Source organism: Nocardiopsis yanglingensis (assembly GCF_045809185.1).
GTDB lineage: Bacteria > Pseudomonadota > Gammaproteobacteria > Xanthomonadales > Xanthomonadaceae > Stenotrophomonas > Stenotrophomonas yanglingensis.
Window position 1 is genome coordinate 199,617 of record NZ_JBJNRH010000005.1, and the last position, 18,742, is coordinate 218,358.

Annotated in this window: 17 protein-coding genes; 11 read left to right on the top strand and 6 right to left on the bottom strand. The window is 67.2% G+C overall.

Annotation, left to right across the window (positions count from 1 at the left end):
- Positions 1-90: 90 nt before the first annotated feature.
- From aptA to ACJ7C5_RS10000, 7 genes are all read left to right on the top strand, one after another.
- Complete coding sequence (aptA, locus tag ACJ7C5_RS09970) at positions 91-1,443, top strand: omega-aminotransferase AptA (RefSeq protein WP_412703783.1); 1,353 nt, start codon at positions 91-93, stop codon at positions 1,441-1,443.
- A gap of 63 nt (positions 1,444-1,506) precedes the next feature.
- Entirely contained in the window at positions 1,507-2,808 is a 1,302-nt protein-coding gene (locus ACJ7C5_RS09975) for a hypothetical protein (RefSeq protein WP_412703784.1), read from the top strand.
- Positions 2,699-3,790 (top strand): DUF445 domain-containing protein, encoded by a 1,092-nt coding sequence (locus tag ACJ7C5_RS09980; protein ID WP_412703807.1) that lies wholly within the window; start codon positions 2,699-2,701, stop codon positions 3,788-3,790. Before ACJ7C5_RS09975 ends, ACJ7C5_RS09980 begins: the two co-directional genes overlap by 110 nt.
- 284 nt (positions 3,791-4,074) lie before the next feature.
- Positions 4,075-6,276 carry a TonB-dependent siderophore receptor gene (locus ACJ7C5_RS09985; RefSeq protein ID WP_412703785.1) on the top strand — a complete coding sequence of 734 codons (2,202 nt, stop codon included), beginning with the start codon at positions 4,075-4,077 and terminating at the stop codon, positions 6,274-6,276.
- Positions 6,277-6,383: 107 nt separating this feature from the next.
- Complete coding sequence (locus ACJ7C5_RS09990) at positions 6,384-6,698, top strand: DUF3649 domain-containing protein (RefSeq protein WP_094000151.1); 315 nt, start codon at positions 6,384-6,386, stop codon at positions 6,696-6,698.
- Complete coding sequence (locus ACJ7C5_RS09995) at positions 6,695-8,323, top strand: PepSY-associated TM helix domain-containing protein (RefSeq protein WP_412703786.1); 1,629 nt, start codon at positions 6,695-6,697, stop codon at positions 8,321-8,323. The genes ACJ7C5_RS09990 and ACJ7C5_RS09995 overlap by 4 nt, the downstream gene beginning before the upstream one ends.
- Positions 8,320-8,649 carry a DUF3325 domain-containing protein gene (locus ACJ7C5_RS10000; protein WP_412703787.1) on the top strand — a complete coding sequence of 110 codons (330 nt, stop codon included), beginning with the start codon at positions 8,320-8,322 and terminating at the stop codon, positions 8,647-8,649. The genes ACJ7C5_RS09995 and ACJ7C5_RS10000 overlap by 4 nt, the downstream gene beginning before the upstream one ends.
- A 155-nt stretch (positions 8,650-8,804) precedes the next feature.
- On the opposite strand, the gene rlmKL is transcribed toward ACJ7C5_RS10000, so the two are convergent.
- Together rlmKL and ACJ7C5_RS10010 are read right to left on the bottom strand one after the other, a co-directional pair.
- Positions 8,805-10,943, bottom strand: coding sequence for a bifunctional 23S rRNA (guanine(2069)-N(7))-methyltransferase RlmK/23S rRNA (guanine(2445)-N(2))-methyltransferase RlmL (gene rlmKL, locus ACJ7C5_RS10005; protein WP_412703788.1), 2,139 nt, complete (start codon positions 10,941-10,943; stop codon positions 8,805-8,807).
- Between the two features lie 144 nt (positions 10,944-11,087).
- Positions 11,088-11,615 carry an alpha/beta hydrolase gene (locus ACJ7C5_RS10010; RefSeq protein ID WP_100434353.1) on the bottom strand — a complete coding sequence of 176 codons (528 nt, stop codon included), beginning with the start codon at positions 11,613-11,615 and terminating at the stop codon, positions 11,088-11,090.
- A gap of 72 nt (positions 11,616-11,687) precedes the next feature.
- Here ACJ7C5_RS10010 and ACJ7C5_RS10015 point away from each other — a divergent pair, with 72 nt between their 5' ends.
- Positions 11,688-12,254, top strand: a complete 567-nt coding sequence (locus ACJ7C5_RS10015) for an N-acetylmuramoyl-L-alanine amidase (RefSeq protein ID WP_412703789.1) — start codon at positions 11,688-11,690, stop codon at positions 12,252-12,254.
- Positions 12,255-12,558: 304 nt separating this feature from the next.
- On the opposite strand, the gene ACJ7C5_RS10020 is transcribed toward ACJ7C5_RS10015, so the two are convergent.
- From ACJ7C5_RS10020 to ACJ7C5_RS10030, 3 genes are all read right to left on the bottom strand, one after another.
- Positions 12,559-13,461, bottom strand: a complete 903-nt coding sequence (locus ACJ7C5_RS10020) for a sulfurtransferase (protein ID WP_412703790.1) — start codon at positions 13,459-13,461, stop codon at positions 12,559-12,561.
- Positions 13,458-14,261 carry a CoA pyrophosphatase gene (locus tag ACJ7C5_RS10025; RefSeq protein ID WP_412703791.1) on the bottom strand — a complete coding sequence of 268 codons (804 nt, stop codon included), beginning with the start codon at positions 14,259-14,261 and terminating at the stop codon, positions 13,458-13,460. The genes ACJ7C5_RS10020 and ACJ7C5_RS10025 overlap by 4 nt, the downstream gene beginning before the upstream one ends.
- Positions 14,262-14,397: 136 nt before the next feature.
- Entirely contained in the window at positions 14,398-15,099 is a 702-nt protein-coding gene (locus tag ACJ7C5_RS10030; RefSeq protein WP_094000159.1) for an FKBP-type peptidyl-prolyl cis-trans isomerase N-terminal domain-containing protein, read from the bottom strand.
- Positions 15,100-15,266: 167 nt separating this feature from the next.
- On the opposite strand from ACJ7C5_RS10030, the gene ACJ7C5_RS10035 reads away from it, so the two are divergent.
- The 3 genes from ACJ7C5_RS10035 to nth are packed head-to-tail and all read left to right on the top strand — an operon-like array spanning position 15,267 to position 17,099.
- The gene (locus ACJ7C5_RS10035; protein WP_043402633.1) at positions 15,267-16,049 is read left to right on the top strand and encodes an enoyl-CoA hydratase/isomerase family protein; all 783 of its coding nucleotides are present in this window, start codon (positions 15,267-15,269) and stop codon (positions 16,047-16,049) included.
- Positions 16,050-16,053: 4 nt separating this feature from the next.
- Positions 16,054-16,407, top strand: a complete 354-nt coding sequence (locus ACJ7C5_RS10040; RefSeq protein WP_094000160.1) for a hypothetical protein — start codon at positions 16,054-16,056, stop codon at positions 16,405-16,407.
- Positions 16,407-17,099, top strand: coding sequence for an endonuclease III (gene nth / locus ACJ7C5_RS10045; RefSeq protein WP_097049964.1), 693 nt, complete (start codon positions 16,407-16,409; stop codon positions 17,097-17,099). Before ACJ7C5_RS10040 ends, nth begins: the two co-directional genes overlap by 1 nt.
- Before the next feature lie 81 nt (positions 17,100-17,180).
- Here nth and ACJ7C5_RS10050 read toward each other — a convergent pair whose 3' ends face one another.
- Positions 17,181-18,413 (bottom strand): porin, encoded by a 1,233-nt coding sequence (locus ACJ7C5_RS10050; protein ID WP_014036551.1) that lies wholly within the window; start codon positions 18,411-18,413, stop codon positions 17,181-17,183.
- Between the last annotated feature and the right edge of the window lie 329 nt (positions 18,414-18,742).

Here is an 18,742-nt window from a genome sequence, read left to right on the forward strand (position 1 = left end):
TTCAACGAGCCCTGGTTATACCGGGGCCGCCGCGACTCCGCCGTGACGCAGCTGCGCTACATTCGTCGCATCGGACCCGATGGAGCTGGCATGAAGCGTCCCGAAAGCGACCTGCACGACCTGGCCACCCAGCGTCCCGAGTCACTGGACGCGTACTGGATGCCGTTCACCGCCAACCGCCAGTACAAGGCCGCGCCGCGCCTGCTGGTACGCGCCGAAGGCATGCACTACGAGGACGTCGACGGCCGCCAGATCCTCGACGGCACCGCCGGCCTGTGGTGCTGCAACGCCGGCCACGCCCGCCCGCGCATCGTCGAGGCCATCGTCGAGCAGGCACGCACCCTCGACTATTCGCCGGCCTTCCAGATGGGCTCGCCGCCAGCCTTCGCGCTGGCGCAGCGGCTGGCCGCGCTGGCGCCTGCCCCGCTCAACCATGTGTTCTTCACCAGCTCCGGCTCCGAGGCGGTGGATACCGCGATGAAGATCGCGCTGGCCTATCACCGCCAGCGTGGCGAGGGCCAGCGCACCCGCTTCATCAGCCGCGAGAAGGCTTACCACGGGGTCGGTTTCGGCGGCATGGCGCTGGGTGGGCTGCCCAACAACCGCAGGGCGTTCGGCCTGCAGCTGGGCGGCGTGGATTACCTGCGGCACACCCTGGACCTGCAGCGCAACGCGTTCAGCAAGGGCCTGCCACGCCAGGGTGCGGAGCTGGCCGACGACCTGGAGCGGCTGATCGCGCTGCACGATGCCTCGACGATTGCCGCCGTATTCGTCGAACCCATTGCCGGTTCCGCCGGGGTGATCCTGCCCGCGCCCGGCTACCTGCAGCGCCTGCGCGAGCTGTGCGACCAGCACGGCATCCTGCTGGTGTTCGACGAGGTCATCACCGGCTTCGGCCGGGTTGGCATGCCGTTCGCCGCACAGCGCTTCGGGGTCACCCCGGACCTGCTGACGTTCGCCAAGGCGGTCAGCAACGGCGCGGTGCCGCTGGGCGGCGTGCTGGTGGGCGATGCCGTGCATGCCGGGCTGATGCAGGCGCCGCCGCAGGCCATCGAGCTGTTCCATGGCTATACCCATTCCGGTCACCCACTGGCCTGCGCCGCAGCGTTGGCGACGCTGGACGTCTACGCGGAAGAACGCCTGTTCGAGCGCGCCATCGAGCTGGGCGAGTACTGGCAGGAACGGCTGCATGCGCTGCAGGGCCTGCCCAACGTGATCGACATCCGCAACTTCGGGTTGGTCGGCGCGGTCGAGCTGGCACCGCGCCGCGATGCCCCCGGCAGCCGCGGCTACGAGGTGTTCCGGCGCTGCTTCCACGACGGCCGGCTGCTGGTGCGCTGTACCGGCGACATCATCGCGCTGTCGCCACCACTGATCGTGGACAAGGCACAGATCGACCAGATTATCGGCACCCTGGGCGAGATGATCCGGGCCACTGCCTGAGCCCGGGCCAGCGGTGGCGAGCGGGTACAATGGGCGGTTCCGCTCCTGCTCGCTGCCGTGCCCATGGATATCGTCGTCAAAGAAGAACTCAAGGCCTACATCGACCCGCTGACCGCGGACGAACATGACGCGCTGGAGCGCAGCATCCTGGCCGAAGGCTGCCGCGATGCGCTGGTGCTGTGGGGCGAGGTGCTGGTCGATGGCCACAACCGCTTCGGTATCTGCCAGAAGCATGGCCTGCCGTTCAATACCGTGCAGAACACCCGCTTCCAGAGCATGGAAGACGTGCATCTGTGGATGATCGAGCAGCACCTGGGCCGCCGCAGCGTGTCCGACTTCCAGCGCGGCGTGCTGGCACTGCGCAAGCGCGACATCCTGGCCGCCCGCAAGCAGATGGAGCAGGCGCAGCTGCAGCGCGAGAGCGATGGCACCGCCGACGTCGTCGAAGACGCCGGGGAAGACAGCCCGCCGTGGGAACCGGCGCCGAAGATCAGCCGCGCCGAGCTGGCCCGCGAGGCCAAGCTGAGCACCAGCCAGGTCGGCATGATCGAACGCATCCACGCCCAGGCCGCGGCCGAGGTGGTGGAAGCGGTGAAGGCCGGCGTGATCTCGATCAGCGCTGCCGCTGCCGTGGCCGACCTGCCGGAAGACGAGCAGCGCGCTGCCGCCGCCGGTGGCAAGGACGAGCTGAAACAGGCCGCCAAGCGCGTGCGCGAGTCCAAGCGCAAGCCGCGCGCACCGAAGCCGGAAGCAGCCGAGATGGACTTCGAGGAAGCAGACGAAGAGCAGATCGCCAGCCGCGACGCCGAGGTGCTGTCGGCGCTGGAACAGCTGGGTGAGGATGCCCCAGCGCTGCGCCGCCGCGTCGTCGCGCTGACCCGCGAGAACGATACCCTGCGCGCGCAGCTGGCCGCGCTGCGCAAGCAGCTCGAAGCGCTCTCAACCACGGGTTTGGGCCGGCCGCGGGCCGGCAACCCCATGAACGTATCGGGTGGACTGCAGATGCCGGCCAGCGGCCGGCACTACCAGATGCTCATGCCGTGCCGGTTAGACTTCCGCCATGACGCCTGCCAACGATCCGCGCCGCGCTCAGCTGCGGCGCCTGAAAGCCCTCGCGCTGGGCCTGCTGCTGTTGATGCTGGCCGGTTTCGCGATCAGCCATTGGCAGGGCGAGCGCGGCATCTGGGCCTGGGTCTCGGCGTTCTGCGAGGCTGCAGCCGTGGGCGCACTGGCCGACTGGTTCGCCGTCGTTGCCCTGTTCCGGCGGCCGATGGGCCTGCCGATTCCGCATACCGCCATCATCCCGCGCAGCAAGGAGCGCATCGGCGACAGCCTGGCCCTGTTCGTGCGCGACCAGTTCCTTGAACCAAAGGTGCTGCTGGCAAAGCTGCAGGTATTCGATCCGGCCAGCCGCCTCGGCAGTTGGCTGGCCGATCCGGCGCGCTCACGGATGCTGGCCGACATGGCACGCGGCTGGGCCCTGCAGGCACTGGACTTCTTCGACGAAACCGCGGTGCGCCGGCAGCTGCACACCTTCGTGGTGCAGCAGCTGCGGCAGTGGAATGCCGCCGCCACCGCCGGTGAGCTGCTGACCCTGCTGACCGCCGACGGACGCCACCAGCGCGTGCTGGACGAGGGCCTGCAGCGGCTGGGGCACTGGCTGGAGCAGCCGGAAGTGAAGGAGCGCGCCTCGCAGCTGATCGTGCGTTACATCCAGCGCGAATGGCCGACGCTGTCGAGCACGGTGAACTGGGTCAAGCCGATCGACGAGATCGGCGACAGCCTGGCCGAGCGACTGGCGCGGGCGGTACTGGAAGAACTGCAGCAGGTACTGGCCGAGCCGCAGCATCCGCTGCGCCAGGACTACGAGACCTGGCTGCAGAACTACGTGCAGCGCCTGCGCGAGGATCCGGCCCTGGCCGAACGCATCGAACAGCTCAAGCAGGAAATGATCGATCACCCCGCCCTGCAGGACTACGTGCAGGGGCTGTGGGCGCGCATCCATGCCAGCCTGCGCGCAGACCTGCAGCGTGAGGATTCAGCGCTGGTCGGGCACCTGCAGCGCAGCCTGGCCTCGCTGGGCAGCAGCCTGCAGGCCGACCCGGCCCTGCGCGACGCGCTGAACCAGCATCTGCTGGAGGGCGCCCAACGTCTGACCGGCCGCCTGCGCGAAGGCGTGACCACGCATATCGCACAGACCGTGAAGAGCTGGGACGAACGGCACCTGGTCGAGCAGCTGGAACTGAGCGTGGGCCGCGACCTGCAGTTCATCCGCTTCAACGGCACCCTGGTGGGTGGCCTGATCGGCCTGCTGCTGCATGCGGCAACGATCCTTTTCCGCTTCTGAAGCCCCCTCTGGATCACCGTCCACGCGGGCATGCGCGCCATCACGCTTGATTAACGAAATGCGAATGCCTATCATTTGCTAATCGGTTGTACGCTTAGCCAAGCGGGGCACGGAAGCACGCACCCACCCGCCCCTTCGCCCGTGTACATCCCCCGACTACCGGGTCACCCGCTCTGCGCGGGTGGCGCACCGTCGATGGGACTCGCTGGGCGACGTGCGCGGAGCGCGCGGCTGCTGCGTCTGCGCATTCCATCGCCTGTTTCGTCCTGCATGGAATCGCACCGATGGTAACGCCGCTGAATCTCCCTCGTCCCACTCTGCTGGCCCTGGCCGTGACCGCACTGATGATCGCCCCGCTGGCCCACGCCGACGGCACCGCCGAATCCTCCGCGCGCACGCTGGATACCGTGAAGGTGACCGCCGACGGCGAGATTCCCAACAGCTATACGGTCAAGGGCGCGCGCAGTGCGACCAAGCTGGACCTGTCGCTGCGCGAGACGCCGCAGTCGGTGACGGTCATCACGCGCCAGCGCCTGGACGACATGGGCCTGTTCTCGCTGTCGGACGTGATGGGCCAGGTGACCGGGGTCAGCGTGTCGGTCACCGACAGCGAGCGCATCAACTATGTCTCGCGCGGCTACACCATCGACAATTTCCAGATCGACGGCATGCTCAACACGTTCGGTGGCTCGGTCAAGACCAACACCGACAACGTGATCTACGAGCGCATCGAAGTGATCCGCGGCGCCACCGGCCTGACCACCGGTGCCGGCGATCCTTCCGGCACCATCAGCATGATCCGCAAGCGCCCCACCGACTCGTTCCAGATGGGCGCCAACCTCACGGTGGGACGATGGGGCAACCGCCGCCTGGAAGCCGACCTCGGTGGCCCGATCGCCTGGGACGGGCGCATCCGCGCCCGCGTGGTCGCCGCCAAACAGCAGAGCGATTCGTTCCGCGACGTCTATGCACTGGACAAAGACGTGTTCTACGGCATCGTGCAGGCCGACCTGAGCGACAGCACGCTGTTCGAGGTGGGTTACGAATACCAGTCGCCGCGCACCACCGGCGTGACCTGGGGCGTAGTGCCGTACTGGGGCGCCGATGGCGCGCCGGCCAACCTGCCGCGCTCGACCAACCTGTCCGCGTCATGGAGCGCTTGGCCGATCGTGGAGAAGACCAGCTTCGCGCGCCTGGAGCAGCAGTTGGGCAACGGCTGGTCGGTGAAGGGCAACGTCAGCCACGCCGTGCGCGATACCGATGGCAGCGTGTGGTACGGGGCGGCCGGCTATCCGCGCGCCGATGGCACCGGCGTCACCGCCTACATCTCGCACTTCAACGAGCACAGCACGATGGACGTGTTCGACGTCAACGTCGGTGGCCCGTTCCGGTTGTTCGGTCGTGAGCACGAACTGGTGTTCGGGCTGGGCCAATCGGTGCGCAAGGGCGAATCCAAGGCGATGTCGTTCGATTCCAGCGCACCGGGCTACTCGCAGGTGCCCGACTGGCGCCACTGGACCGGCGAGGTGCCGGTACTCCCGGTGACCCGCTTGGGTCGCCTGTCGTCGCAGGACGAACTGCGCCAGCGTGCCGCCTATGTAGCGGCTCGCCTGCGCCTGGCCGATCCGTTGCTGGCCGTGGTGGGCGCCCGCTATGGCAGCTGGGAAACCCGCAAGTGGACCTATGGCTACGACGCCAACGGCAACCGCAACAGCATTACCCGCACCGGCTACCGGCCGGACGACATGCTCACTCCGTATGCCGGCCTGGTCTACGACTTCAATTCGATCTTCAGCGGTTATGTCAGCTACACCGACATCTTCAAGCCGCAGAACTACCGCGACCGTAACGGCAATTATCTGGAGCCGGTGGTCGGCGACATGTACGAAGCAGGCATCAAGGCCGAGTTCTTCGGCGGCCTGCTCAATGCCTCCGCCGCCGTGTTCGAGGGCAAGCAGGACAACGTCGCCGAGATCGATGATTCGGTGCCGGTGAACTCCCTGCCCGATGGCAGCCAGGCCTACCGCTCCACCGGCAAGGGCAACAAGGTGAAGGGCTGGGAGATCGAAACCCAGGGCAGCATCGGCGAGCAGTGGAACGTCTCGGCCGGCTTCGCCCACACCGTCATCCGCAACAAGGACGGCGTACTGCAGCGGACCACCGCACCGCAGGATACCTTCCGGCTCAACACCAGCTGGCGCCCCGGCGGTATCGATGGCCGCTTCTGGCTGGGCGGTGGCGTGACCTGGCAGAGCCGCATCTGGAGCACCAGCACCAAGCCCGATCGCAGCAAGGCCAACATCACCCAGGACGCGTTCTACCTGGTCAACCTCGCCGGCGGCTACCGCTTCAACGAAAACTTCAGCGCCCAGCTGAACATCAACAACCTGCTGGACAAGAAGTACTTCAACAACGTCGGTTTCTACAACGGCGTGTACTGGGGCGAACCACGCAACGTCACCGTGACACTGCGCTGGAAGCTCTGACCCTCGATGGATGGCGCTGGTTCTGCGACCAGCTCCCGGCCACGGATGGCCAATCCCGGCGCGCTGCGGTGCGCCGGCCTTCTTCCTTTTAACCCTGCAGGAACGCCGTGGACCGCTCGCCCGCAACCGCCAGCCCCCGCACCTTCTTCTCCAACCCGCGCTGGGGCGTGCTGTCACGCTCGTTGGCTGCAATCTTCGGCGGCTACACGCTGGCCTCGGTGACCAGCGTGTTCTGCGCGGTGGCCCTGCCCGGTGCTCGCGGCCAGACCGTGCTGACCGGCATGCTGCTGGCGATTCTGGTGGCCGCCTGCGCGGCGCTGTGGGCATTCGCCACCCGCAGCGCGCTGCGTGCGTGGGTTGGCATTCTCGCTCCCACCCTGCTGATGGCAGCCATCGCGCGCCTGCTGGGGGCCTGGGCATGAAGAACGGATTCCGCCAGTCGATGGCCTGGCTGCACACCTGGACCGGCCTGCTGGTCGGCTGGTTGCTGCTGCTGATTTTCATGGCCGGCACGGCCAGCTACTACCGCGAGGAAATCAGCCGCTGGATGCGCCCGGAACTGCCCTCCAGCAACGTCAGCATCGATGTGGCCGCGCAGCGTGCCGTGGACTACCTGCAGGCCAACGCCGCGCAGGCCGAGAACTGGTTCGTCACCCTGCCGCAGCCGCGCAACCCCGGCATGCAGATGTTCTGGCGGCTGCCGCCGGAGCTGGCCGATCCCAGCCGTGGCCGTCGCGGTGGCTTCGGCGACGCAACACTGGACCCGAACACCGGGCAGGCACTGAAGGCCCGCGAGACCCGAGGCGGTGATTTCTTCTACCGCCTGCATTTCGACCTGCACTACATCCCGGTGCTGTGGGCGCGCTATCTGGTCGGCTTCTGCGCGATGTTCATGCTGGTGGCAATCATCACCGGCGTCATCACCCACAAGAAAATCTTCAAGGACTTCTTCACCTTCCGCAAGGACAAGGGTCTGCGTTCCTGGCTCGATTTCCACAACGTCAGCGCGGTGATGGCGCTGCCCTACCACGCGATGATCACCTACACCGGCATCGTCACCCTGATGATCATGTACCTGCCGTGGGGCGTGAAGGTGGCTTACCCGCAGGACGAGGACAAATTCTTCAGCGAAGCCTTCGGCGGCATGCCGGAGGTGACCGCGCCGGCCGAAGGCCGCGCCACGCCGCTGCCGATCGCGCAGCTGCTGGACAGCGCGCGAGCGCATTGGCACGGCGTGGAGGTGGCCGGCTTCACCGTATCCAACCCGGGCGCGGCCAATGCAGTGATCGACATCCGCCAGCGTGACGGCAAGCGCCTGTCCACCGACACCCCGGCCGTGCGCTACGACATGGTCAACGGAACACTGCTGGAAGAAACACCGCCTTCCGGTGGTGCCACCGCCACCCGCGGCGTGCTGTACGGCCTGCACCTGGCGCGCTTCGCCGACTGGGGCCTGCGCGCACTGTTCTTCCTGTCTGGACTGGTCGGCTGCCTGATGGTGGCCAGCGGCGTGGTGCTGTGGGCGGTGAAGGAACGGCCCAAGCACGCCAAGAGTGGCCGCACCGGCTTCGGCCTGCGCCTGGTCGATGCGCTGAACATCGGTACCGTGGCCGGCCTGCCGATCGCCTTTGCCGCCTACTTCTGGGGCAACCGCCTGCTGCCGTTGGACATCGCCGAGCGCTCCAGCGCCGAGGCCAACGTGTTCTTCTACGCCTGGGGTGCGGCACTGCTGGCCGCCTTCATCTGGCCAAAGCGGATGATGTGGGCCTGGCAGCTGTACCTGGGCGCGGCCGCGTTCGCGCTGGTGCCGGTGGTCAATGCGCTGACCACGCATGCGCACCTGGGCAACACCCTGCGCAACGGGGACTGGGTGTTGGCGGGCTTCGATCTGTCGATGATCGCGTTCGGCGCGATGCTGGCGCTGTGCGGCTGGCGCATGCAGCGCTGGACGCCACCACTGTCTGCGGCCGAGAAGAAGAAGCGTGCGGCGGCTGCGGCGGCGCCCAAGACTGTGGCAGAACCCGCCGAAGCGGAGGCCAGCGCATGATGCTGCTGGCGTTGACCCTGTCGTTCTCCGCGTTCACCGCGCTGTCGCTGGCGATGGAAAAGCACCAGCACGACCTGCATGGCAAGGCGGCAGCCCCCCCGGCACGGCGCACGCAGTGGCGGGTGCTGGGCTGGGCCCTGCTGACGGCGGCGTTCGCACTGTGCGTGGTCGACCACGGCTGGGCGATGGGCCCGGTGCTGTGGCTGGGCGTGATGACCGTGGGCGGCGTGGCGTTGTCGTTCGGGTTGTACCCGTACCGGCCGAAGTGGATCGCACCACTGGCGATCGCGCTGCCCGTGGCCGGGCTGCTGGTGGCGTTGCTGTAACCGCCATCCACGCATGGCGCGGATCTACTGAACAATCCTCCACGCATGGCGTGGATGTACCGGCCAGATATGGGTAGTGCCGGCCGCTGGCCGGCATCCCATGAACTCTCTGCGGATCTGACACCGTTGCCGGCCAGCGGCCGGCACTACCGGGCTTACCCCAACCGCTTCAGTTCCCACGCGCGGTGGATGCGCGCGTTGCGCTCGAAGTCCGGGCCGATGGTGCGCGCGGTGATCTCGCGGCACTGGGCGAATTCGGCGATGGCGTTCTCTTCCAGCTTGAAGCGGCGGAAGTTGTTGGAGAAGTACAGCACGCCGCCCGGTGCCAGTCGCGCCACTGCCGCGCGCAGCAGCTTCAGCTGCTCACGCTGCACGTCGAAGTCATCGGCGCGCGCGGAGTTGGAGAAGGTCGGCGGGTCACAGAAGATCACGTCGTACTGGCCTCGGTCGCCTTCCAGCCACGCCATCGCATCGGCCTGCACCAGCAGGTGCTGGTTGCCGCCCTGCCCGTTCAGCGCCAGGTTGTCGTAGCACCACTGCAGGTAGGTCGCCGACAGGTCGACGCTGGTGGTGCTGGCCGCACCGGCAACAGCCGCCTGCACACTGGCCACGCCGGTGTAGCAGAACAGGTTGAGGAAGCGCTTGCCACGCACCTGCTCGGCCATCATCCGGCGCAGCGGGCGGTGGTCGAGGAACAGGCCGGTGTCCAGGTAGTCGAACAGGTTCACCTGCAGCAGTGCGTGGTTCTCGCGCACCACGATGAACTCGTCACGCTGCTCGAAGCGGCCGTACTTGCTGCCACCCTTGCCGCGCTCGCGCGACTTCATCGAGACCTGCTCCGGCGGCACGCCGAATACTTCGCGCGCGGCCGCCAGCAGTTCGTTGCGGCGGCGGCGCACGTCGTTCTCCGGAATCGCCGCCGGTGCGGCGTATTCCTGCACATGCAGGAAGGTGCGGCGCTTGCCGCCGTCTTCCTCGTAGACGTCGATGGCGGCTGCGTACTCCGGCAGGTCGGCGTCATAGGCGCGGAAGCAGGTGATGTCCTCGCGGGCACGCCAGCTCTTGAACTTCTTCAGGTTCTTGCGCAGGCGGTTGGCCACCATCTGCGCACCTTCGCTCAGCTCGCGCGGCTGTGCCGGATCACGGCCCGGCACGGCGATCGGATCGCAGACGATCAGCGCGCATTCCAGCGCACCGTTGAACATCTGGTACTTCTTGCCCGCACGCAGGCCGGTGGCGAAGGCCAGTTCGTCGTTGCCGCACAGCAGGCTGGCGCGCCACTGCGGTACGGCCTTCTGCAGGGCGTTGCCCAGCGCGCGGTACAGCGCCGGATCGGCGGCCAGGCGCTCGTCGTACGGCGGGTTGCAGACCACCGCACCGATCTCCTGCTCCGGCGCGGCCAGGTCGGCCACATCGGCGCGGGTGAAGCGGATCGCGTGGGCGACACCGGCCACCTCGGCATTCTCGCGTGCCGCCTGGATTGCGGTCGGGTCGATGTCGCTGCCGTGGATGACCGGCTTCAGCGCAGCCAGGCCAGCAGCTTCGCGGTCACGTGCCTCGCTCTGGATCGCCTTCCAGGCGGCCTTGTCGAAACCCAGCCAGCGGCTCGGCGGCAGGCTGCCGTGGCGCATCAGGCCGGGGGCGACGTCGGCGGCCATCAGCGCACCTTCGATCAGCAGCGTGCCACTGCCGCACATCGGGTCCAGCAGGCCACCACCGGCGGCGTGCAGACGCGGCCACTGCGCGCGCAGCAGCAGGGCGGCGGCGAGGTTTTCCTTCAGCGGCGCCTCGTGGGCGGCGCCACGCCAGCCACGGCGGTGCAGCGAGCCGCCGCCGAGATCGATCGACAGCGAGGCACGGCCCTTGCGCAGCGACAGGTTGACGCGCACATCGGGCAGGTCGGTGTTGACCGACGGCCGCTCCAGGCCCTCATCGCGCATGCGGTCGACAATGGCGTCCTTGATCCGCTGCGCAGCGAAGCGCGCATGGGTGATCTTGTCGCCGGACACGTGCGCATCCACCGCCAGAGTCATTTCCGGCTTGATGTGCTCATGCCACGGCAGGGCGCGCACGCCGTCGTACAGGGCCTGCTCGTCCGGGCACTCGAACGCGTCGATCGGCCACAGCACCCGGCTGGCCAGGCGCGACCACATCACGATCCGCAGCGCCTGCTCCAGTTCGCCCTCGGCGTTGACGCCGGCAATGGTGGCAGTGGCCTTTTCCAGGCCCAGGGCCGACAGCTCATCGGCAAGCAGGTATTCCAGGCCCTTGGCGCAGGAGACAAAAAATTTCACGGGATCGGTTCACAGGTGGTCAGGCACGGCAGGAAGCCGGGCCATTCAAGAGGGAGGGCCGTGGACACGGCCGGCAGGCCCGCGCCGGGGGCGGCGGGGCTGCCATTGTAGTCAATGCGGGCGGGCGCGCCGTGCGCCCGGGCTTCACAGCTGGCGCAGCAGGCGCTCGAAGGCCTGCGCAGAGGCCTCCACATGCCGTTCCAGGCGGTGGCCATCGTCGACCAGCAGCAGCTGCGCCGAACGCGCCTGGGCCCAGGCAATCACGCCTGCGGCCGGCACCACCTCGTCATGCCAGGCCTGCACCACCGTGGTCGGCACCGGCGCAGCGTCCAGCGCCGGCATCGGGCCCATGGTGGTCGGCGGCACCATCAGGAACAGGCCGGCCACCGGCACCTGCAACGAGGCGATGGCGGAGATATAGGCGCCCAGGCTGGAGCCGGCCAGCACCACCGGGCCCTGCTGGGCGGCGATGGCGGTGCGTTCGACCAGGCGGCGCAGGCGGGTCGGCACGTCGCCCACCCGGCTGACCTCGCTCATCGCGTCCAGGTCGGTGTAGTCCGGGCGCTCATGGGTCCAGCCCAGGCGCTGCGCCACGTCGGCCAGCGCGGTGACCTTGGTCGCCTCCGGGCCGCTCTCGAAACCGTGGGACAGGATGCAGTGGCCGCGGCTCATGCGCGCGCTCCGTGGGAGCGGGTCGGCGGCGAAAGAGGAGGCAGGTTCATGCCGCAATGCTAGCATCGCCGGATGCCCAACCCGCTCCTGCCCGGCCTGCAGCTGCAGCCCCTGCCCTACGAAGACCGTCTGCCACTGCGCGACCCGGCCACGCTGGAGATGGTGGTGATCCACTGCACCGAGCTGCCCGATCTGGCGATGGCCCGCGAGTACGGCGAGCGCGTGCTGTATGACAGTGGCGCCGGCAACAGCGGCCACTTCTACATCGACCGCGATGGCAGCGTGGTCCAGTACGTGGCACCGGAACGCGTGGCCCACCACGTGCGCGGCATGAACGCGCATACGCTTGGCATCGAATTGGTCAACACCGGGCGCTACCCGGACTGGTTCGACAGCCGCCAGCAGGCGATGGACGAGCCGTACACCGAGGCACAGCTGCAGGCGTTGGAGCAGCTGCTGCAGGCGCTGGTGGTGCGCTATCCCTCGCTGCGGCGGATTGCCGGGCACGACCAGCTGGATCTGGAGCAGGTGCCGGCCAGTGATGCCCCGTCGCTGATGGTGGCGCGCAAGCGTGACCCGGGGCCGTTGTTCCCGTGGGCGCGGATTCTGGCGAAGGTGCCGTTGCAGCCGGTTGGGTAAGCGGCAGGGCTGCGCCCTGCACCCGCAGAAGCCGAAGCCGAAGCCAGAGCAACAGCAAAAGCAGAAGCTGACTTCCTGAGGGGAGGCGGGGTGGGTCCGGTTGCGGGGGACGCTGCAAGTACGTCCATGTAAGCTCGGTCGCCGCATCCATGCGGCTCACGCCCCCGCAACCGGACCCACCCCGCCTTCGACAGATTCCTGCTGCTGTTGGTGGGTGCCGACCGTTGGTCGGCACGGGATCGAATCGATCGGAGGGTGCCTTAGTAGAGTCGAGCCACGCTCGACTGTTTTTGGCTCGGATTGCTCAGGCGCCGGTCGCAACCGGGCGGGTGCTGTCGCTGACCCAGCCGCTCCAGGAATCGGCATAGATGCGTGCGCCGGACAGGCCTGCGGATTCCATCGCCAGCAGCAGGTGGCAGGCGGTCACGCCTGAGCCGCACATCAGCACCACCTGCTGCGGATCACGGTTGCCGATCACGCCCTGCAGTTCGGCGCGCAGTTCCTGTGCATCGCGCAGGCGGCCGTCGGCGACGTTCAACGCAAACGGACGGTTGACCGCGCCGGGTACGTGGCCGGCGACCGGGTCCAGCGGCTCGACTTCGCCGCGGAAGCGTTCGCCCGCGCGTGCATCGACCAGCCAGCCCGGCGCGTGCTTCAGACGTGCGCTGATTTCATCGGCATTGGCGATCTGGGTGGTGTCGAAACGGCCCGGGTAAGCCGGCAGCGCCGTTACTTCGCCCTGGCCGGTTGCCAACGCGTGACCTGCGGCCTGCCACGCGGCGATACCACCATCGAGCACAGCCACCTTGGTGTGCCCGATCAGGCGCAGCAGCCACCACAGGCGCGAGGCGGCCATGCTGCCGTCGCTGCCGTCGTAGACCACCACCTGGGTGTCGGGACCGATACCCCACTGGCCGAGCTTCGCGGCGAAGGCATCGCTGTCCGGCAGCGGGTGACGGCCGTGGCCGCTGCGGGTCAGATCCGACAGGTCCCGATTGAGATCGGCATACACCGCGCCCGGAACATGCCCCGCCAGATACTGGCCGCTACCCGCCTGCGGATCGGCCAGCGAGGACCGTGCATCGACCACGCGTACGGCGGTACTGGCAGTAGCACGTGCGTCGACCACGCGAACGCCCTCGCCCAATGCAGCGGCCAGGGTGGCGACATCGACCAGGGTGGTCCACGGCGGATCGATCGGCTTCATTGCACTTGCTCCAGGCGGCGACGCAGGTTGTAGAGGATGGCGGCGGTGGCGCCCCAGATGCGCTGGCCGGGCCAGCCGTATTCGAGGACGTGGCGGACGCGGCCGCGGTGATTGATTTCGACCTGGCGCAGATTGTCTGCGGCCATCAGGTAGGCCAGCGGCACTTCGAACACTTCGGCCACTTCGCTGGGCTGCGGCACCGGCACGAAGTCCGGATCGACCACGGCTACCACCGGCGTGACCCGGTAGCCAGTGATCGTCACAAAGGGATCGAGATAACCCAGCGCCTGCACCTGGCCCGGAGCCAGTGCGATTTCTTCCTGGCTCTCGCGCAGCGCGGCCGCCAGTGCGTCGCGGTCATCGGGTTCGGTGCGTCCGCCGGGGAAGCCAACCTGGCCACCATGGGTGCGCAGGGTTTCGGTGCGACGGGTGAGGATGACCTGTGCGCCGTTGGCGCGCGGCACGATGCCGGCCAGCACGGCGGCTTCCACGGGTGGCCCGGGCGGCAGCAGGTCACTCAGTTCGCTGCGGTTCCAGCCGTCGCCGGCCGGCGGCTCGGCCAGTGGATGCAGCGCGCGCATCAGGCGTTCGTGATCGGCCAGCGAGCCACGCAATGATTGCTGCAGCTGTTCACGCAGGGGTTGCACGCGATGCAGGATGCGGCTGCGTTCCTCGTTGCTCATCGACGACCACCGCGCGATTTCATCGATGTGCCGCCCGCAGCCGGTGCATTGCCGGTCCGGATCCAGCGTGCACACTCCGATGCAGGGACTTGCGACAACACGCGCCGTTTCTTCCATTGTTTGCACCCGGCAACAGTAGCGCGATCGGGCTGAATTTGCGCGGGGTGCAGATGCGGTGCGTGGCACCGTCGCGCTCCGCGCAAACAAAAACGCGCCGGTGGAATCACCGGCGCGTTTCGTTTACGGCGTCGATTTACTTGACGCTGACCAGCTTGATCTCGAACTGCACAGCCACGTTCGGCGGGAACGGGGTGCGCGGGTCGGCACCGTACGCCTGGTCCGGCGGCAGGGTGACTTCCCACTTCGAGCCTGCCGGCATCTGCAGCAGGGTCTCGCGCATGGCCTTCATTTCGACTTCGCTGACCTTGATCGACGGAATCTGCTGGGCCGGGCGGGCTTCGGTCGGGCGCTGGCCGTACGGGAACGGACCGGCCACTTCCAGCTGCACGGTGCTGGCCTGGGTCGGCTTGGCGCCCTTGCCGGCTTCGATCACGCGGTACTGGACGCCGCTCGGCAGGGACTGCACGCCGGCCTTGGCCTTGTTCGCCGCGACGAACTGATCGCTCTTGGTCTTGTTTTCGGCAGCAGCCTTTTCGTACTCGGCCTTGGCAGCCTGGGCACGGCCCTGCTCGCGCTTCTGGAACGCTTCAACGGCCGGCTTCAGCTGGTCGGCGGTGATCGCCGGCTGCTTCTTGGCGTAGGCGTCCTGCAGACCCTTCACCACCGAGTTGATGTCCAGCTGCTCACCACGACCGGTCAGCTCCGCCAGGTTGTTGCCGTAGTCGTAACCGAAGTAGTAGCTCAGCTTGCCCTTTTCGGACGAGACGTCCTGGGCGAAGGCATTGCCCGTCAGGGCCAGGGCCGCGACGGCGACCGCGATAGAACGCAACTTCATCAAACAGTTCTCCAGGGGTGGTAACTCAGGGACGTTCTGCGCCGCCCTGAGGCGACGGGTTAGGATAACGGGCACAACGTGTAACCGCTACTCACGATGCAGGCTAAGACCCGTCTGCGTTGGCGGAGTTCAATCTCACTTTTTTTTAACGTTTCAGGAGTTTTCCCGTGGCCGATGCCCTGATCGCTGTCGCCGACGACGGCGCCATCCGCACCGTGACCGTCCAGCGCCCGGACAAGCTCAACGCCTTGAATGCCGCGACCCTGCAGGCGCTGGCCGAGGCGTTCAGCGCCGCCGCCGCCGACCCGGACGTACGCGTGGTGGTGCTGACCGGTGCCGGTCCGAAGGCTTTCGTGGCCGGGGCCGACATTGCCGAGATGAACACACTCAGTGCGGTTCAGGGACGTGATTTCTCCCTGCTCGGCCAGGCCCTGATGCGTCAGATCGAGCGCATGCCCAAGCCGGTGATCGCGCGCGTGAACGGCTTCGCCCTGGGCGGCGGCCTGGAACTGGCGATGGCCTGCCACCTGCGCATCGCTGCCGATACGGCCAAAGTCGGGCAGCCGGAAATCAACCTCGGCCTGATTCCCGGCTTCGGCGGCAGCCAGCGCCTGCTGCGTCTGTGCGGCCGCGCCGCCACCCTGGAGTTGTGCCTGCTGGGTGCACCGATCAACGCCGCGCGTGCGCTGGAACTGGGCATCGTCAACGAGGTGGTACCCGCCGACGCGCTGGACAACCGCGTGCAGGACGTCGCCCGCCAGCTGGCACGCTCGGCCCCGCTGGCCCTGCGTGGGCTGCTCGACGCGGTACACGTAGGCGGCGAATGCAGCCTGGAGGCCGGGCTGGAGTACGAAAGCGCGCAGTTCGGCCTGCTGTTTGCCACCGAGGACATGCGCGAAGGAACCAGCGCGTTCCTGCAGCGCCGTCCGCCGGCCTTCCAGAACCGCTGACGCCATGGCATCCCGACCCAACCCCGCGCAGTTGTTCGCCCGGGTCCAGGCAGACGATCTCGATGGTGCCCTGCAGGCAGGCCTGATGGACTACGTCGCCCGCGCTGGCGACGAACAGCTGCTACCCGGCCACCCGGACCTTCCGCGACGCCTGCAGCAGGCGCAACAGCAGTTGCACGCAGCATGGGCCGCACGCGAACGCTACCGTGCGCGTGCGGTGCGGCTGGCACGGCGCGAAGCCGAGCGCGATGCGCGCCGCACACCGGCCCCGGCGCCAGACGTGAAGCCTGCCCTGCCCGCCGCGGCGGCCGCCATCCTCGCCCGGGCCAAGGCCCGCGCCAGCGGCAAGGAGCAGTAATGGCCACCACGAAGAAGACCCCGCGCGCGCCGGCGCGGCGTGGCGGCACGATGCCGCGCGCCGACGTGGTGGAGATGTTCACCCGCCTGCGTGAACTCAATCCGCACCCCAAGACCGAACTGGAGTACAGCTCACCGTTCGAGCTGCTGGTGGCCGTCGCGCTGTCGGCGCAGGCCACCGACGTCGGCGTCAACAAGGCCACGCGCCGTTTGTTCCCGGTCGCCAACACCCCGGCAAAGATCCTCGCGCTTGGCGAAGACGGCCTGAAGCAGTACATCGCCACCATCGGTCTGTTCAACGCCAAGGCGAAGAACGTGATCGCCACCTGCGCGATCCTGCTGCAGAAGCATGGCGGTGAAGTGCCGCGCGATCGCGATGAACTGGAGGCGTTGCCAGGCGTAGGCCGCAAGACCGCCAACGTGGTGCTCAACACTGCATTCGGTGAGCCGGTGATGGCGGTGGACACGCACATCTTCCGCGTCTCCAACCGCACCGGTCTGGCACCAGGCAAGAACGTGCGCGAAGTGGAAGACAAACTGGTGAAGGTCATTCCGGCCGAGTTCCTGCTCGACGCGCATCACTGGCTGATCCTGCACGGACGTTATGTATGCAAGGCGCGCAAGCCGGATTGCCCTGGCTGCGTGATCGCCGACCTGTGCCGGTTCAAGGAAAAGACGACGGCCGAGGCGTGACCGCGTTCGTGGTGTGACAAAACAAAGACGGCGGGCACAAGGCCCGCCGTCTTTGTTTGTAGACAAGGGTGCTTCAGGAGATCAGAACGACAGGTCGCCCCAGACGCCGAATTCCTTGGTCTTGTCGTTCTTCTTGTCGCCGGCATTGGCCAGGTGCGTGTACTTGTACACGGTCGACAGCTTGAGGTTCTTCATGACCGGGAACTCGACGCCGACGTTCCAGTACTTGTCGCTCAGGGTCGGGTCCAGGGTCTTGCTGACGTCGGTGTCATCGTAACGACCGAACACGTTGATGCCGCCGTCGGTGACGCGCACGCTGCCCCACACCGACCAGCCGCTGGTCTTGTCGGTGGCAACGGTCAGCACGTTGTTGAGGTTCTTGGCCTGGAAGTACTCGCCACCGACGCGGAAGTTGCTGTCGGCGTAGGCCACCATCGCGTTGGCGCGGGTGTAGGTGTTCTCGGCGCTCTGGATGTCGGTTTCCTTGCCCAGCTTGCCGCTGTAGCCGCCGACGGCCACTACGAAGTTCTCGTTCGGGGTGTAGGCCACGCGGCCTTCCACGTCCATGCCCTTGCTGCGGGTCGGGTTCTTGTAGCCGGCGCCGGACACGACCGACACGGCGTAGTTGAAGTTGTTGCCCAGGTTGCCGAAGCCATGCAGGCCCCAGTCGGACGAGTTGCCGTACTTCAGGCGGTCGGTCAGGGTGTTCTCGACATAGCGCATGCCGTAGAACTTCTCGACGTACGGGATCCACGGCATGTCGGCGGCACCGACGCGCAGGTTGAAGGCCGGGTCGAAGCTGCCCTGCACGTAGGCCTTCTTGACGAACAGTTCGGTGTTGCCGATGGCCGAGCTGTACTGGAAGTCGGTGGTCAGGTTCGCCGACCAGATGTCGTTGAACTTGTGGTCGACGGTCAGGTAGAAGCGCTTGACGTCCAGGCCGGTGCCGCTGGCGGCGGTGTCCTTGCCGTTGCTGGTCTTGTCGATGTTGGTCAGGTCGAAGAACATGCGACCGCCAATCTTGTTGTCATTGACCAGCTTGGCCAGCTTGTCGACGCTGGTCTGGGTCTTCTGCGCACCTTCCAGGGCCTGGGCCTGGGTGATGTTCACTTCAGACTGCGCATCGGACTGCGCCTGCAGCGCCTGCGAATCGTTCTGCAACTGCTGGACCTGGGCCTGCAGCGCAGCGATCTGTGCCTGAAGCTGCTGCAGCTGAGCCTGGGATACGCCCGAGCTGGCGGGGGCTGCGAAGGCGTCGGCGGAAACCAGACCGAGGCTTGCAACGACCGCGGCGGCGAGCAAATGGGAACGCATTTTGGATTTCTCCAGAGGGTTGGAATGGCTTGGGCAGAACGCCACGCCGGCAGGCCGGTCAAGCGTTTTGCGAACGTTCCGTTAAAACCATGACAGCCGAATGACAGATTGAGCACCAACCACAGATTTCTTCGTGCGGTCATGCGTACGACTCATTTGCGGGCACATGCTTGTCGATCCCTTGCGGCATATGGCGTCATGTATCAGCGTCCCGGCCCGGACCGACCGCCGCGCAGCCCTCACCTGCATCGATGGTTTCGTGTGGATGACGCGGCATCACTGCGGAATGCCGGGCCGGGACGGCATTGACGACTACAGCGGACAGGTCA